The organism is Onishia taeanensis, assembly GCF_900100755.1.
Lineage (GTDB): Bacteria > Pseudomonadota > Gammaproteobacteria > Pseudomonadales > Halomonadaceae > Onishia > Onishia taeanensis.
In genome coordinates, this window is record NZ_FNCI01000002.1 from 193746 (window position 1) to 209032 (window position 15287).

The following is a 15287-nucleotide window of genomic DNA, read 5'->3' on the forward strand; positions in this document are numbered from 1 at the left end:
TGACCCGGGACCCAGACTCGGTTTCTTGACCAGCGAGCTTTTGGACTGGCTTGCGGCCTCACAGAGATGTTTTCTTCATGACCGATATTCACGCCCACAAGATCCTGATCCTCGACTTCGGCTCCCAGTACACCCAGCTGATCGCCCGCCGCGTGCGCGAGATCGGCGTGTACTCCGAAGTACGCGCCTTCGATATCACCGAAGACGAGATTCGCGAGTACAACCCCAACGGCATCATCCTCGCCGGTGGCCCAGAGTCCGTCACCGAGCTCGACTCGCCCCGCGCGCCGCAGTGCGTGTTCGAGATGGGCCTGCCGGTGCTCGGCATCTGCTACGGCATGCAGACCATGGCCGAGCAGCTCGGCGGCAAGGTGGCCGGTTCCAACAAGCGCGAGTTCGGCTACGCCCAGATTCGCCTGGACGCCGAAACCGCGCTGTTCAAGAACATCTCGGATCATATCGACCACGACAGCGGCAAGAGCCTGCTCGACGTGTGGATGAGCCACGGTGACAAGGTTGCCGAAGTGCCGGACACCTTCACCGTGACCGCCTCTACTCCGAGCTGCCCGATCGCCGCCATGAGCTGGGAAGAGAAGCGCTTCTTCGGCGTGCAGTTCCACCCCGAGGTGACCCACACCCTGCAGGGCCAGCGCATCCTCGAGCACTTCGTGCTGGATATCTGCCAGTCCGAGCGCCTGTGGACCCCGGCCCAGATCATCGAAGATCAGGTCGCCCGTGTGCGTGATCAGGTCGGCGACCGCCACGTGCTGCTCGGCCTGTCCGGTGGCGTCGACTCCTCCGTGGTCGCCGCTCTGCTGCACAAGGCCATCGGCGATCAGCTGACCTGCGTGTTCGTCGATAACGGCCTGCTGCGCAAGGCGGAAGGCGACCAGGTGATGGAGACCTTCGGCCAGCACATGGGCGTCAAGGTGATTCGCGTCGATGCCGAAGACCTGTTCCTCGGCAAGCTCGAAGGCGTCAACGACCCGGAAGCCAAGCGCAAGATCATCGGCAACACCTTCATCGATGTCTTCGATACCGAGGCCGCCAAGATCGAAGGCGTCGATTTCCTGGCCCAGGGCACCATCTACCCGGACGTGATCGAGTCCGCCGCCAGCAAGACCGGCAAGGCGCACGTGATTAAGTCGCACCACAATGTCGGTGGCCTGCCCGAGACCATGAAGCTCAAGCTCGTCGAGCCGCTGCGCGAGCTGTTCAAGGACGAAGTGCGCAAGCTCGGCGTCGAGCTCGGCCTGCCCTACGACATGGTCTATCGTCACCCCTTCCCGGGGCCGGGCCTGGGCGTGCGCATTCTCGGCGAAGTGAAGAAGGAATACGCCGACATTCTGCGTGAAGCGGATGCCATCTTCATCGAAGAGCTGTACAACGCCGGCTGGTACCACAAGACCAGCCAGGCCTTCGCCGTCTTCCTTCCGGTGAAGTCCGTGGGCGTGGTCGGCGACGGTCGCCGCTACGAGTGGGTGATCGCCCTGCGCGCCGTCGAGACCATCGACTTCATGACCGCCCGCTGGGCGCACCTGCCGTATGAGCTGCTGGAGAAGGTTTCCAACCGCATCATCAACGAGCTGGAAGGCGTTTCCCGCGTGACCTACGATGTGAGCAGCAAGCCGCCCGCGACGATCGAGTGGGAGTGATAGCCAGGGCAGGGCGGATAAGCGCCGCCTAGCTCCGCCGCATTACCCGCGTCATATGAAAGCCTGCCGTTATCGGCAGGCTTTTTTGTTGCAGAACGTGACCAAGCTAAGATTAACTGGGATTCAGCGGCCGAGGCGGTGGCCGATAGAACGGAGCAGGAGACAACAACGCTACAGGAGTCGCAGGGAAAGGATGTGATCCCCGGGCGGCAGCGTGTTTTTTCTGTGAGTAAATCGCTTGGCTCGGGCCCCTGGCCGCCGGAAGGGCGTCAATGGGCGAGTTGCAAGATGTGTGATCCTCGACGTTGAAGCAGAGGGTAGCTTCCGGCCCCATAAGAGTTACCCCATGCCCTAGCGGATAGCCCTATCCGTGTTATGCCGTCGAACGATGTTTGTTTTTATTACGCTTGGTTATAATCGATTTATAGTAGAATCCTATAGTAGGGTGTGCCCAAGAGTGCGGCATAACACGAATGAACGTGCCGGCGCGTTCAAGTGGATAAACGCGCCGGCTATCTAGTGCCTGTTAACTTTTAAAGAGCGATCGCGTACATTGGCCAAATTTAATCGAGGCGATACTTTTATATGAAAGCAGAGACTATCGATAGGGAGGCTGGGGACTCTGGTAAAGGCTTTAGGTTACAGCTCATAAGGGCGATAAAGCTAATGCTGAAGACGATTAATCAGGATGCAAACACAGTATTTTTCACTGCGGTTGAGAACTTTGAAGATGTTTCTCATCAGACTATCGTCGATGGTGAAGTTGTTAATTACTTCGAAGAAGACAAAAATTATGATCTGAAAGGTAATTTCACGATTTTTAGCCACCCTGTTACTAATACGCTGGTCAGCTTTTTTGACATATATGTGGACCAATTTCGTACCAGTGACAATGTCTATTTGGGGTTTTATACAACGAGAGAATTTGGAAAGGAAAGGAAGTCCAAGCTCAAAAGTGGTGAGCAAATAACTTTGCCAGAAGAGCCGGTTTTAAAAGCTCTTCAGTCTTTAGATGATGCTTCAGATGAAACGGTTAGTTTAGTAAAGGACATTCTCGTTGAAGAGTACGCATCTCAGTATGAAGGAAAATCCAAATCAGGAAACTTGGAAACGCTTCGAAGTATAAATGTCGGAAGGTTTAAGGAGTTTTTGAGAAAGATCTCGTGGCATTTCGGTCAGGAAAATGAGGATGCGCTCAAGAAGACGGTTTTAAAAGATATTGAAAGTTCACCCATTCACAATAATGCACACATAGGAAAAGAAAATATAATATTTTGCTTGCTGATGGATAAGTTGAGTGAAAGGCAAAGTAGTGATAATTTAGTTGATAAAATGGTTCACAGTTCAGATGTAAAATTAATTTTCAAAGAAGCAGAGTCACAAATCCCTGATGAAAGTATAGATCCTACATGGCGCTATATTTCTGAGTTGAAAAATGATGTGACCGACAAGCGCAATTTGAAAGAAAAGGTTCTTTCAGTGATAGAGGATATTCCAGATCGTAGAATTAGGCAGTTAGCAAGGAAAGCAAGTGGTTCGAAGTATGAGGAGCATGAAGCAGACAAGTCTTTTTTATCTTTGAAATATCGTGTTTTTGAAGCCTGTGAAGAATATTTTTCAAGTAGTGAATATGTGGCTCCTGAAAATGGAGGCGATTTAGATGCGGTTCTTAATATACTTGTGTCGAAAGCGGTCGAAGATGTTTCTAAGTTAAAGGCCGATTATAAATATACGATTATCCAATGATAAAACAATAGAGGGGATTGTTTGGAATTTGTTTGACGGCTGCTTTTTAGCTTTTGATGAGTATGGTGATGAGTGACGTAAGCACAAAGAAAAGGCTAATGTATCTAAGTGGTGAAGATTTTTATCTTTACTGCTATTCCATTTTCGTGATTTTGGATTTTTTAGGCTGCCGAGATTGTAAGTATTTTAGAGACTATAGAAAGCTGGCGTTTTTAACTGACGTTATCAGTGATGATAATAAAGTTTATGTGATTTCTCATTCTTCAGGAGAAAAGCTAAACCCTAAAGATTTTGAGTATTTGCTTGATAGCTATTCAAGCGGATTAACTAGAAGGAGTGAAATTCTTAAGTTGTTGTTTGTTCTTGAGAAGAGAGGTTATGTAAGTCTAATCAGAGGTAAAGCTCAAGAGATTGATGTGACTTTGACTAAGGGAGGTCTTCCTGATGACTTTTTTGGCAGCAATGTTTTCGATTCAGAATTTAAGAATATAAAAGACGTATCAAAGAAAGTAGGTAGGCTAGCGACGTTAACCCTGGATACCATGTTAAAAAAAATTTACGTTGAGAATGGAGTTCGCACATGGGTCTGATGCGAGTTAATAAGCTTGTGTATGAGGGGGATAAGTATTATTTCGAATCTGAAGAGTTCGATAAGAATATCATCTTAATTGAAGGTGATAATGGAACAGGGAAAAGCACTTTTTGCAACTTGATTTATTTTGCATTAGGTGGTGAAGTTCCTATATTTAGAAAAAATAACGATAAGCGTCACGATGAAATTACTTCAGATAGCGATAACTATGTCGATCTTTATATATCGATCAATGATGAGAGTTATATACTAAGGCGCTACTTTGGCGATAATGAAATAACTGTAATTCCCTATAGGCGGGAAGTTGATAAAAAATGCTCAGAAGATAATGAAGGCTTGCTTGAAGAACAGGTGAGGTTTGTTCTTTCGGAAGATGAGGTTGAAATATATCCTGTTAATAGAAGCAAAGATGCTGCATATGTTTTTTCTGACTGGATTCTTGGGAAGTTGGGAATATCAGTGGTTGAGCTTTTTCATGGATACAACACGTTTAAGATCAACATGTCAGATTTGATGCGTTTGATTTATCATGATCAACAGCCGAACCCCGAGGGTATTTATAAAAAGCCAGATACTAATTCAACATATGTTTCTGATTCTGAGTTGGTTAGAAAAGCTATTTTCGAACTATTGGTTGGTAAAGCTTATTCTGATTACTACGACTCTATTGTCGAGGAAAAAAAGCTCTCGAGAGAGAAAAGTTTAGCTAAAGAGGTTGTGAATGAATACACGCTGTTAGCCGATAAAATGCGGAAAAATGGCGAGACTAAAAACGTCAGTTTCTTGCAGAAAGAAATATCAGATAAAGAAAAGCAGATTGACAACCTGCATGATGAAAGAAAGATGTTTAAGCGTAATAGGTCTGGGTCGAATACTATCAATCAAGATATTGAGTCGTGCAAGAAAGAATTAATTGAATGTGAGCTCAGATTAAGTCGATTGAAAGGAAGTTTGGTTTCTAATCTAGATGAGCGTTACAAATTAAACGTAGTTAGAAGTGAAGCTGCTTCAGAAATCAGGCGTATTGAAAAAGTCATTTTTTCTCACGATCAGTTGAATATATTTACATCAGATACTTGTCCATACTGCTTAAATCATGTTGATCGTGTGGAAGGTCATTGTGTTTGTGGTGCTTCGATTGAAGAAGAGCAATATGAGAGGTTTTTCTACACGTCAAAAGAATATAAAGATATTTTAAAGTCAAAGCTTAAGACGCTGTCAACAATTAAAGCCGCATACGACGATTGCGACTCTGAGGTTCAAGAAACAAAGAAAGAAATCGAACTGGTAGAGAAAAAATCGGTGCTGTTGCGTGAAAAGCTACAGGGAATGCTTGAGCGAGTGGATGAGATTGTCGATATAGAAAGCTTAAATGATATTGACGATAAAATATTGCAGCTCAGAGAGGATGTTGCGAATTTAAATCAATTGTTAGAAGTTGAGTCAAAGTTGGAGCGTTTTCAAAAAGACTTTGATTTGGTTGGCTCCAAAGCAAAAGATGCCGAACTAAAAAGGAAAGGTCTTGAGATTAAAGCTCAGCAGGATGTTGCCTCAAAAGTTAATGCTTTCAGTAAGAAATATGATGAGCTGATCAAGAACACCTTGCCTGATTGTAGGTCAGCAAAGATCACGCTTGATAACTATTTGCCTTCGATCAATGATGGTCTTTATCGGGAAACCAGCGCGCTTGTTTCAATTAGATTGATGTACTTTGTTACTCTGATGCATTTGTCGTTGTCTGATAGATCGGTGACATTCCCTCGCTTTCTGCTGATTGATACGCCTGAAACTGCCGGGATTGAGTTAGACTATTTACAAAACTGTATTGGGCAGCTTGAAGACTTAAAAGAATATGGGGTTGATTTCCAGGTTATTATTTCAACAGGAATAAATAAGTACCCAGATTCACTGAAAGGCAGTCGTGTGCTATTTATGCCAGATAGGAAGCAGAAGGAGCACATGCTTTTGAAGGAGAAACCATCGGGGACAGGCCCTAATTAACGGATGCCTGTGAGTCGCTGACGAAATCCAGTAAGTCCTCGAGCCACCGGCGGCAAGCGGGTCGCCATGATCAGGGCGGATGCGGTGGCGTACAGGGTCCACTCTCCGAGATCGGCAGGAGAAATCGGGGACAGACCCCAATTAACGGATGCCTGCGAGTCGCTGACGAAATCTGGGGAGGCGCCGCGCCACCGGCGGCAGGTGGGCCGCCATGATCAGGACGGATACGGTGGCGTACAGGGTCCATTCACCGAGGTCGGCGCGCACCACCCAGAGGCCGGTTCTCAGCAGCCGCGGTAGCGCGATCAGCGAGACTCCCAACATCAGACTGATGGCGAAGGTGAGTTTGGGGCCGGAGAAACGGTTGACCTGGGCGCCGGGCTATTTAAGCTCCAGGTCGCCATCGTATTCAATGCGCCTGGGCTCATTTGTCACGGGGTCAATGAACTCGAAGCCCTTGGAGAGCAGCTGCAAGGGGCGCGTGTAGTCGTCCGGGGAGAGCGGCTGCAGCACTGGGTAGTAGCGGTCATTCAAAATCGGCCAGCCGAGTGACTGCATGTGCAGGCGCAACTGGTGGCGGCGCCCGCTGACGGGGTGCAGTTCGAACAGCGCCTGGGTGTCGGTCTGCTGCACGCAGCGAATCACCGAATGGCTGTTGGCGTCGCCCTCGCTGACCCGCATGCGAAAGCGCTGCTCGCTTGGCTCGATGCGATTCTTTACGTCCCATTGCTGGCCCACCAATGACTTGTCACCGTCTATCTCGGCGATGGCCTGATAGGTCTTGTGGATATGTCGTGACTTGAACAACTGGTGATATAGCCCGCGGGTCTCGGGATTGAGGGAGCACAGCACCAGTCCTGCCGTGACTCGATCCAGACGATGCACCGCCTGCAGCGTCTCGATTCCCGTGCTTTTGCGCAGGCGCTGTTGCAGACACTCGTTCACGTAGCGCCCGCCGGGCGTAACGGGCAGAAAGTGCGGTTTGTAGGCCACCAGAATGTGCTCATCTCGATAGAGGATCTTCTCTGCGAAGGGAATGCTCGGCTCGCTTGCCACTTCGCGGTAATAGAACACGCGTAGATGTGGCTTGAAGGGCGAGGCCGGCGTAATCCATGAGCCGTCATCGCGATGGACCTTGCCGGTGGCCATGCGCTCACGCCACGTCGCCTCACCGATGGCCGGAAACTTGAGCAGCAGATACTCCAGCACCGTCGACACACCGGGATTGACCTGAGGCAGGCTCAGCTTCGAAGGGCGTGCGGAAATGGACATGTAATGCATCACTGGTCGGGAAGGGGCTGGATGAACAAGAGAGAGAAAGCCTCACCCTAACGGCGGTCGCCTAGTGTAACTGAGAGAGGAATTCCTGTCGGGCTTGGCATGATAGGGCTGAGTGATGCGGCCAATCTGCTGGCGGCGGGGCTCGAGCCGGACGCCCTTGCCGCCATGTGGTGAATCTCCCCGAACCCGGCCAACGGCGGGTTGTTTTTTGCCTCGCGTCTGCGCGTCCGGCTATTCTGCGCTAACCGATTCCGCTTATCTTGCTAAGGAGCCCTGAAGTGCCTCCCTCCATGCCTATCCTCTCACGCCGCCAGGTTCTCGGGACCATGACCGCCGCCGGTGCCATGCTCGCCGCGGGCCAGCCAGCGTTCGCCGCCACCTCGGCCTCGACCACCTCCGCTGCCACCTCCGACCTCAACCAGCGGCTGGCGGAACTAGAGCGCGCGGCTGACGACCGCGTGGGCGTGGCCCTGATGAACGTGACCACCGGTGCGGTGGCCAGTCATCGCGGCCACGAGCGCTTCTTGTTCAACAGCACCGGCAAGTTCTTCATCGCCGCAGCGGTGCTGGCCCGCGTGGATGAAGGCAGCGAGACGCTGGATCGCCGCATTGTGGTCGAGAAGGGCGATCTCGTCGGCTGGACGCCGATCACCGAGAAGCGGCTGGGCGAGCCCGGCCTGACGGTTGCCGAGCTGTGCCAAGCGGCGGTGGCCTGGAGCGACAACGCGGCGGCGAACGCGCTGATCGAGAGCGTCGGCGGTCCTGAGGCGGTCACCGCCTTCCTGCGCGCCATCGGTGATGACACCACTCGGCTGGACCGCGTTGAGCCCGATCTAAATACCCACGACCATGAGGGCGACGAACGCGACACCACGACCCCGCTGGCGATGATGGTGACGCTACGGACCCTGCTGCTTGGCGACGCCCTGTCGCCGTCCTCCCGGCACCAGCTCGCGGCGTGGATGATCGAGGGCAAGGTCGGCGATGCGCGGCTGCGCGCCGGCATGCCGTCTTCGTGGCTGGTCGGCGAGAAGACCGGCACCAACGGCGTGGGCAACGCCAGCGATATCGGCATCGGCTGGCCTGGCGACCGCGGCGCGGTGATCGCCGTCGCCTATACCCTGATGCCGAGTGCCACCAAGACGCAGCGCGACGATACCATCGCCGCCGTCGGAAGGCTGGCCGCCCGCGTATAATCTCGCCCCCGGTGCGGTATCGGGCATGGCCCGATTCGCGCCGGTATATATGCCGCCGCGAAAATCACGGCGATATGAACGCGGCAAGAAGAAGTGGGCGACCCTTGAGCACCACGCCGTGCGAGGCGCTGGCCTACTAGCTCGACGTGGATATGCTGCACGAGAATGGCAGCACCTAGCGTTCCTGCGAGCGGCCACAATTCGCTATCGGCAAGTAGGTTAGGTGCGCCTTTTGCCGGCGTATAAGAAATGCTCGCATGGTCCTGTCGAAAGCGAAGGGATGGCGAACCCTCTCAAAGACGAGTGCACGCTATACCGCGCGCATTCGTCTGCCTCATCAGCCACATCTGTACGCCCATTCCCATCAGCGCCACTACCCCCGCGCCCACTGACAGCATGTCGACCGGTACCTGCATGGCAAGGGCTAGGCCGCCGACTGATGCGCCGATAGCACTCCCCAAATAAAGCGCCGATTCGTTCAATGCCACCGCCAGGTTGCCGTCACCTTGGGCTTCGCGAGCTTTCATCAGTTCATTATTCTGCGGTACCTGTAGCGCCCAGCCCACGGCGCCCCAGAGCGCGATGGGGATCAGTGCCAGCCAGGGATTGATTCTCAGCAGCAGCGGTAGCGCGATCAGTGCGGTTCCCAGCAGCAGCATGATGGCGAAGGTGAGCTTTGGCCCGGAGAAACGGTCGACCAGGGCGCCGATCAGGAAGCTGCCGAGCACGCCGCCAACGCCCCACACCCACAGCGAGAGCGTTACCGAGTTTTCGCCATGGGCGCTGATCAGTGGCGCGATGAAGGTATACATGCCCAGGCTCGCGATGGCGGCCAGCAGGGATATGCCGAGCAGGCCGATGACCCGGCGGTCGATCAGAATGGAGAGCTTGCGGCGCATCGGTACCACCTGGGCGGCGGGTATCGCCGGTAGGCGGAAGATCAGGCCGACCAGCGTCACTAGCCCGATCAGGGCGATCAGCCACAGGGCGGCCTGCCAGCCCCAGTGCTCCGCCAGTATCAGGCCGAGCGGCACGCCAAGCACGGTACCACTGGCCATGCCGCCCATGATGATCGAGATCGTCTTGCCGCGTTCGGCGTCTGGCGCAACGCTGACGGCCGCCGCAATGCCGATGGCGAGATAGGTGCCGGCCGCCATGCCGGCCAGAACTCGCCATGCCATCAGAGCGACAAGGCTGGTCGACAGGGCGCTGGCTGCATTGGCGATGACGAATAGCCCCAGCATCAAGAAGAGCCCGCCACGCTGCCGGTGGGCGGGCAGCAGGGCGACACAGAGTGGCGAGCCGAGCCCGTAGGCCAGTGTGAAAGCGGTGACGAGTTGCGCGGCCACCGAGACGGAAACCGCAAAGTCGGCCTGGATCATCGGGATCAACCCGGCGGTGACGTAGGAAGCCATGCCCAGGGCGAAGGCGCCGGTGGCGACAAGGTAGGTCGTGCTGCGTGAAGCCTGTGTCATGCGTACGTTTCCTTTTTTCTAAAAGGCGTAATCAAGCGGAAAGTACGCGCAGTCTGCTGCTAGTATGAGGGGGTTACAATTTAACCTCTTATGCTATTACTAAAGGCAACAGCATGGCTCAGGAACGAACCCTCGCCCGGACCCGGCATGAGCTCGCCGACTTTTTACGCACGCGGCGTCAGCGGGTAGCGCCGGAATCGGTCGGGCTGCCTGCGGGTACGCGACGGCGGACACCAGGGTTACGGCGTGAAGAGGTGGCGGCGCTCGCGGGTGTCGGGGTGACCTGGTACACCTGGCTGGAGCAAGGGCGGGAGATTGGGGTGTCCTCCACCTTTCTGGACAACCTCGCCAAGGCGTTGCAACTGGACGCTTCAGAGCGGCGCCATCTTTTTTTGTTGACCCATCAGCGCCCGCCCGTCGAGCCGGGTAAGACTTGGTGCCAGGTGCCGCCCTTGGTCAAACGCCTGATGAATGACTTGTCGTCGCGGCCAAGCTACGTGCTGAACCTGCGTTGGGACGTTCTGGCCTGGAACGAGGCGGCAGACCGCGTGTTCAACTTCGCGGCGCAGCCGGTGGAGTATCGCAACCTGCTGTGGATGCTTTTTCTCGACCCCGCCCTGCGGCGGATATTTGCCGATTGGTCGGCTCAGGCGCCGCAGATACTTTCCAGTTTTCGGCGCGACCATGCCCGCGCGGAAAATGACTTGGCCATCGACTCCCTGGTGGCCGAACTCAAGAAGGTTGCGCCGGAATTCCGGCAGTGGTGGCAACAGCACGACGTTCACGCACCCTGTGAGGGGCGCCGGTCGTTGGGTATCGAAGGGCTCGGCGAGGTCGGCTTCGAGCACACCAGCCTGATCGTCGATGAGGTGAGACATCTGCGCTTGGTGGTGTATGCCGTGCAGGAGACGGATCCTCGAGCAGAGGCGTTCGCGGGGTGGGTAAGTGGCGAAAAGCTAGGAAGCTAGAGGGAGCACGTCACTGCTGAGCCTCAGGCGTTATTGTGTTGTGTTAAAAGCCTGCCCTGACCGGCAGGCTTTTTTATTGCCAAGTGCTTGTTAGTTAAGGCTAACTCGAGGGTGGCCTAGGCAGAAGGACTCTCCCAAGGCCATACGCCTGATCAATCAACAACCTGATAGAGATGCAATGAAGCGCAATATACTCGCCGTGTTGGTTACGCTAGCCAGTTTTCCTGTCTGTGTGAGTGCCAAGGATGCGCCCGCCAGTCCCCCCGATGTGGCCGACCGCGTCATCGAACAGCAGCGTGAGATGCTCAAGGAGAGCACCGAGGGCACTGGTTTCGGCCCGCAGTCACCCCGTGATATCGACTCGAGCGCCGGGAGCAATCCGGTGGTTTTCAGTGCCGCCCCCGCCTCTGCGGACATGAACCTGTGCAACATACACTTCCACAAGAATGCCGAGCACAAGGGCGGGGAGTTCACCGAGTACGCCGGCAATGGCGATGGTCATGGTTATCACAGTGGCTATCGCTATGCGGGCGACTTCAGTGAGTCAGAACTTAGGCCTGTCAGCGAGGCGGTGTGCCCAAGCGAGCATGGCCGCCTTGCGCCGGGTGACACCATCGAAGTGCATTACGTTTACTCGACGGCCCAGGTCGAGCCTGGCTCGACGCTGGGCGCGTGCATGAATGCAGCCAACAAGAACCCGCAGTTGCGCGTAGAGACGCAGGTGTACGCGCTGGTCAACGACGCCGCCGCCAGGGACTTCGGCGAACTGGCCGCACACGGAATCCAAGACGGCCTACACCAGGCGTTGAATATTCCGACCGACACCGGCGAGCCGGTGCAATATGCGGGCTCGACGACGGGGCCGGCATATAATGAGATCGGGTCGCCCTTTCAGGTCACCTGGAGCGTTCGCCCCGAGGTCGCCAAGGTGAATATCCGCTCCGTGGGACAATGGTGTGAAGGTAATGTCTTCGCGGAAGATCATGCTCACGGGGTGAGGAACCTGGTGGTTAACCCGGAGCTGCTGTCACCGCTTTCACGATAGCTTCACGAATCAGCGTTGCTGGTGAGACGCTTTGGCGGGCATGTTGCGTCAGCGCTTCGTCGATTCGCTAGCGTGTTATTTCGCATCGCCGCTGAGCCAGGCCGGTCGCTGGCATAGGTGGGGATCTCACCGAACAGAGTAAGGCGCGTATGAAGACAAAGGGTCTATGGCGACGGTGGCTAGTGGCCGCGGTGGCGCTGACGTTATCAAGCCTGGCGATCGCTCAAGCGTCGAGCGAAGACAGCGAGGAAACCCGCTGGTTCGTCGTCGATTCGCTCAACGTGGGGCTGGATGCTCCACCCGAGGCGGTCGAGCGCGTCACGCCTCGGCAGTCGATGCGCAGTTTTCAGGCGTTGACCGAAAAGGAGGACTTCGCGGCGGCGGCCCATGTCCTCAACCTTGCTGATGTGCCCCCAGCGGAGCAGCAGCAAAAGGGAGCCCAGTTGGCCCAAGAGCTGGCCGAGGTGCTCAAGCGCGGCGAGCTGCTGCAGGTGTCCGATCTCTCCGGGCGCCAGGATGCCGCCATCGAAGATGCCTCGGGGAAGAACACACAGGCCGGCAAGCCGCGCCGAAACCTGAAGCTGGCATCGCTGAAGGCCAATGGCGAAACCTATGACATTCGCCTGGGCCGGTACCGGGTCGGCGACGAGGAACCGGTGTGGCTGGTCATGCCAGAGAGCGTGTCATCGATTCCTGCGCTCTATGAGCGATACGGTCCCTCCTGGGTTGAGGCCTATATTCCCAAGCGCTTCAAGGCCTCGTTCGGGGTGCTCAAGATTTGGGAGTGGATCGCCATTCCGGTGTTCCTCATGACCGTGGGGCTGGTGGGGTACAGCATCCACGGCCTAGCCGGGATAGCGATGCGCTGGCTACCGTCCGGCGCACCCACCATCTTCGTCAGCCGCATCAAGGTGCCCCTGGCGCTCATCGCTATGTCCCTGATCACCCAGGTGCTGCTCAACTATGTGGTCTCGTTCTCGGCCGTGGCCACCACCTCCTTCCGGGTGCTGCTGATCGCCATACTGGCCTGGGGTGCCGGCACGGTGGCGATTCGCCTCGTCGATACCCTGATGCTGAAGATGATTCGTCGTTTGACGGGGCAGATCGATGACACCAAACCCAAGGACGAGCGTAAATTCCTGACCACGCTCTATGCCCTGCGCCGGATCATCATCCTGATCTCGGTCACCGCCGTTACCATCTATGTGCTCAGCCAGATCCAGCTCTTCGAGACGCTGGGGTTGTCCCTGCTGGCATCGGCCAGTGTGTTGACGGTGCTGGTGGGTATCGCCGGCCAGGCGGTGCTTGGCAATATCATTTCCTCGTTCCAACTGTCGCTGGCCAAGTCGATTCGCATCGGCGATCTGGTGCAGTTCGAGGGGGAGTGGTGCTATGTGGAAGGCATCTTCTATACCTTCATCCGCCTGCGTGCCTGGAACGAGCGGCGCTTGATCGTGCCGGTCACCTACTTCATCTCCCGGCCCTTCGAGAACCTTTCGGTCAAGAGCACCAAGGAATACAGGTTCCTGGAGATTCCCTTGCACCTGAGCGCCGATGTCGAGTGTCTTAGAGATAAGTTTCTGGAGTTCGCAAAAGAGGAAGACAACGTCATCGAGCACCACAAGCTATCGTGTTACGTGACGGGGCAGGTCGAGATGGTCCAGACGATCACCTGCTACCTGATGACCTCAGATCCCCACGCTGGCTGGGTCGCGGAAATGAATGTGCGCGAGAAGATGATGGCCTTCATTCGCGATAACCACCCCGAGTGGTGGCCGAGATCGGCGATGGTCATCAGCCGTCACGATATCGAGGGCGATTTGCCTAAATTTAGCGAGAAAGGCTGAGACCATGTTTTGGCGTGATGAACGCATGCCCCATGTGGAACTGCGCAGAGTCGAGGACGGGCGGAAGGTTCGCTATGCCCCGCATAGCCATACGCAATGGTCCTTGGGCGCCATCATCGACGGGCAAAGCACCTTTCGCTATCGACAAGAAAAGATACCGGTCAGTGAGGGGGCGTTGGTCATCATCAACCCTGACTGGGTGCATGCCTGTAATCCGGTCGATAACGAGCCCTGGGCCTACCTGATGTTGTACGTTGACACCGAATGGCTCGCCAAACTGCGATACGGGGCTGGTCTTCTCGATACCCCTGCCTGGCAAGATATATCGCTCGCTACCATCAATGATGCCGAGTGGTATGCAGGCTATTGCCGGATGGCGAAGTGCCTGCTGGATCCCGGCCGGGAGCTGCTGGAAAAGCAAACGGTAGTGGTGGAGTACCTGACCGCCTTGATGCACGAACTCTCAGGCCATGCAGCCAAGCAGCAGCCGGAGGCACCCGATAACCTGCAATTTTTGGCGGATTATTTGAAGGATAACGCGACCGCGGACGTGTCCTTGGACGCGCTGTGCGAGCTTTCCGGATATAGCCACGGGCATTTGATCCGATCTTTCAAAAAACACTTTGGTTTCACGCCACATGCGTATCTGATCAATTACCGGGTTCAATGCGGACAACGGCAACTGAAAGGCGGCAAACCTATTGCTGAGACCGCGGTGGACACGGGGTTTTCTGATCAACCACATTTCCAGCGCACCTTTAAAAGGCTGCTGGCTGCTACTCCCAGGCAGTATCGGCAGTCGCTACTCAACCAGCAAAAAGACACAACTGGCGACGAGTAACAGCGCCAGTGTCCGGTTCAGGGTGACCAGCACCTTAGGCTGTTGAATGTAGTGGCGCAGGAAGGCGCCAGCGTAGACCCAGCAACTCAGTGATAGCCAACAAATGGGCACATAAAGCGCTGCAAAAATGATGATCTCAGCCAGGTCATTACCGCTCGTATAAGCGCCTATGCCGGACGCTGACGCTAGCCAGGCCTTGGGATTGAGCCATTGCATGATGGCGCCGGTCATGAAGCCGGGTGATGGTTGCTGGTCACCAGAGGACAGGCGGCCGTCCGCGCGGAAAAGCTGGAAACTCAGATAAAGTAAAAAGGCGATACCGGCCCAACGCAATATGGCATTGAAGCCGGGGACAACGCTAAGTAGCGAATGAAGCCCCAGGCCGATGGCCAGGAAAAGAGCGACGAAGCCCAAGGTCGCCCCGGTGACGAAGACTAGCCCTTGGTTAATGGGATGACGGGTGCCGCTGCTCAGGCACACCAGGTTCACGGGGCCTGGAGAAATAGAGGCCGCTAAGGCAAATGCCATCATGGGTAACATCAAGGTGACGGCCATTGTTTCCTCTTTGTTCATCAATTCTCGCTGAAGCTTGCGATAGCCTCAGCGCGAAGTATTGAACAAAATTGCCGTCGTCCATGCG

At 55.1% G+C, this 15287-nt stretch carries 13 protein-coding genes; 9 read left to right on the plus strand and 4 right to left on the minus strand.

What is annotated here, in order from left to right; all coding sequences use genetic code 11:
* The first annotated feature begins 77 nt into the window (after positions 1 to 77).
* The 4 genes from guaA (at position 78) to BLR71_RS03410 (ending at position 5994) form a co-directional block, all read left to right on the plus strand.
* Positions 78 to 1655, plus strand: coding sequence for a glutamine-hydrolyzing GMP synthase (gene guaA / locus BLR71_RS03395; protein WP_092523139.1), 1578 nt, complete (start codon positions 78 to 80; stop codon positions 1653 to 1655).
* Positions 1656 to 2240: 585 nt separating this feature from the next.
* Entirely contained in the window at positions 2241 to 3401 is a 1161-nt protein-coding gene (locus BLR71_RS03400; RefSeq protein ID WP_217629309.1) for a hypothetical protein, read from the plus strand.
* A gap of 68 nt (positions 3402 to 3469) precedes the next feature.
* A complete protein-coding gene (locus BLR71_RS03405; RefSeq protein WP_217629310.1) occupies positions 3470 to 3991 on the plus strand; it encodes a helix-turn-helix domain-containing protein in 522 nt (173 codons plus the stop codon).
* Positions 3982 to 5994, plus strand: a complete 2013-nt coding sequence (locus tag BLR71_RS03410) for an AAA family ATPase (RefSeq protein WP_092523141.1) — start codon at positions 3982 to 3984, stop codon at positions 5992 to 5994. Before BLR71_RS03405 ends, BLR71_RS03410 begins: the two co-directional genes overlap by 10 nt.
* A gap of 141 nt (positions 5995 to 6135) precedes the next feature.
* Here BLR71_RS03410 and BLR71_RS03415 read toward each other — a convergent pair whose 3' ends face one another.
* Together BLR71_RS03415 and BLR71_RS03420 are read right to left on the minus strand one after the other, a co-directional pair.
* Complete coding sequence (locus tag BLR71_RS03415) at positions 6136 to 6318, minus strand: hypothetical protein (protein ID WP_092523143.1); 183 nt, start codon at positions 6316 to 6318, stop codon at positions 6136 to 6138.
* A gap of 57 nt (positions 6319 to 6375) precedes the next feature.
* The gene (locus BLR71_RS03420; protein ID WP_092523145.1) at positions 6376 to 7266 is read right to left on the minus strand and encodes a pseudouridine synthase; all 891 of its coding nucleotides are present in this window, start codon (positions 7264 to 7266) and stop codon (positions 6376 to 6378) included.
* A 299-nt stretch (positions 7267 to 7565) separates the two neighbouring features.
* On the opposite strand from BLR71_RS03420, the gene bla reads away from it, so the two are divergent.
* Positions 7566 to 8471: a class A beta-lactamase gene (gene bla / locus BLR71_RS03425; RefSeq protein WP_092523147.1), complete on the plus strand. Its 906-nt coding sequence runs from the start codon at positions 7566 to 7568 to the stop codon at positions 8469 to 8471.
* 293 nt (positions 8472 to 8764) lie between these two features.
* Here bla and BLR71_RS03430 read toward each other — a convergent pair whose 3' ends face one another.
* A complete protein-coding gene (locus BLR71_RS03430) occupies positions 8765 to 9946 on the minus strand; it encodes an MFS transporter (protein WP_092523149.1) in 1182 nt (393 codons plus the stop codon).
* Positions 9947 to 10059: 113 nt separating this feature from the next.
* Between BLR71_RS03430 and BLR71_RS03435 the strand changes: the two genes are divergently transcribed.
* The 4 genes from BLR71_RS03435 to BLR71_RS03450 all read left to right on the plus strand — a co-directional run bounded on the left by BLR71_RS03435 (position 10060) and on the right by BLR71_RS03450 (position 14647).
* On the plus strand, positions 10060 to 10914 hold the full coding sequence (locus tag BLR71_RS03435; protein ID WP_092523151.1) for a helix-turn-helix transcriptional regulator: 855 nt from the start codon (positions 10060 to 10062) through the stop codon (positions 10912 to 10914).
* A 178-nt stretch (positions 10915 to 11092) separates the two neighbouring features.
* Positions 11093 to 11959, plus strand: a complete 867-nt coding sequence (locus tag BLR71_RS03440) for a delta-class carbonic anhydrase (protein WP_092523153.1) — start codon at positions 11093 to 11095, stop codon at positions 11957 to 11959.
* A gap of 149 nt (positions 11960 to 12108) precedes the next feature.
* A complete protein-coding gene (locus tag BLR71_RS03445; RefSeq protein ID WP_092523154.1) occupies positions 12109 to 13806 on the plus strand; it encodes a mechanosensitive ion channel family protein in 1698 nt (565 codons plus the stop codon).
* A gap of 4 nt (positions 13807 to 13810) precedes the next feature.
* A complete protein-coding gene (locus tag BLR71_RS03450) occupies positions 13811 to 14647 on the plus strand; it encodes an AraC family transcriptional regulator (protein WP_217629311.1) in 837 nt (278 codons plus the stop codon).
* On the opposite strand, the gene BLR71_RS03455 is transcribed toward BLR71_RS03450, so the two are convergent.
* Positions 14609 to 15202 (minus strand): LysE family translocator, encoded by a 594-nt coding sequence (locus BLR71_RS03455; protein WP_092523156.1) that lies wholly within the window; start codon positions 15200 to 15202, stop codon positions 14609 to 14611. The two genes, BLR71_RS03450 and BLR71_RS03455, sit on opposite strands and share 39 nt — an antisense overlap.
* Between the last annotated feature and the right edge of the window lie 85 nt (positions 15203 to 15287).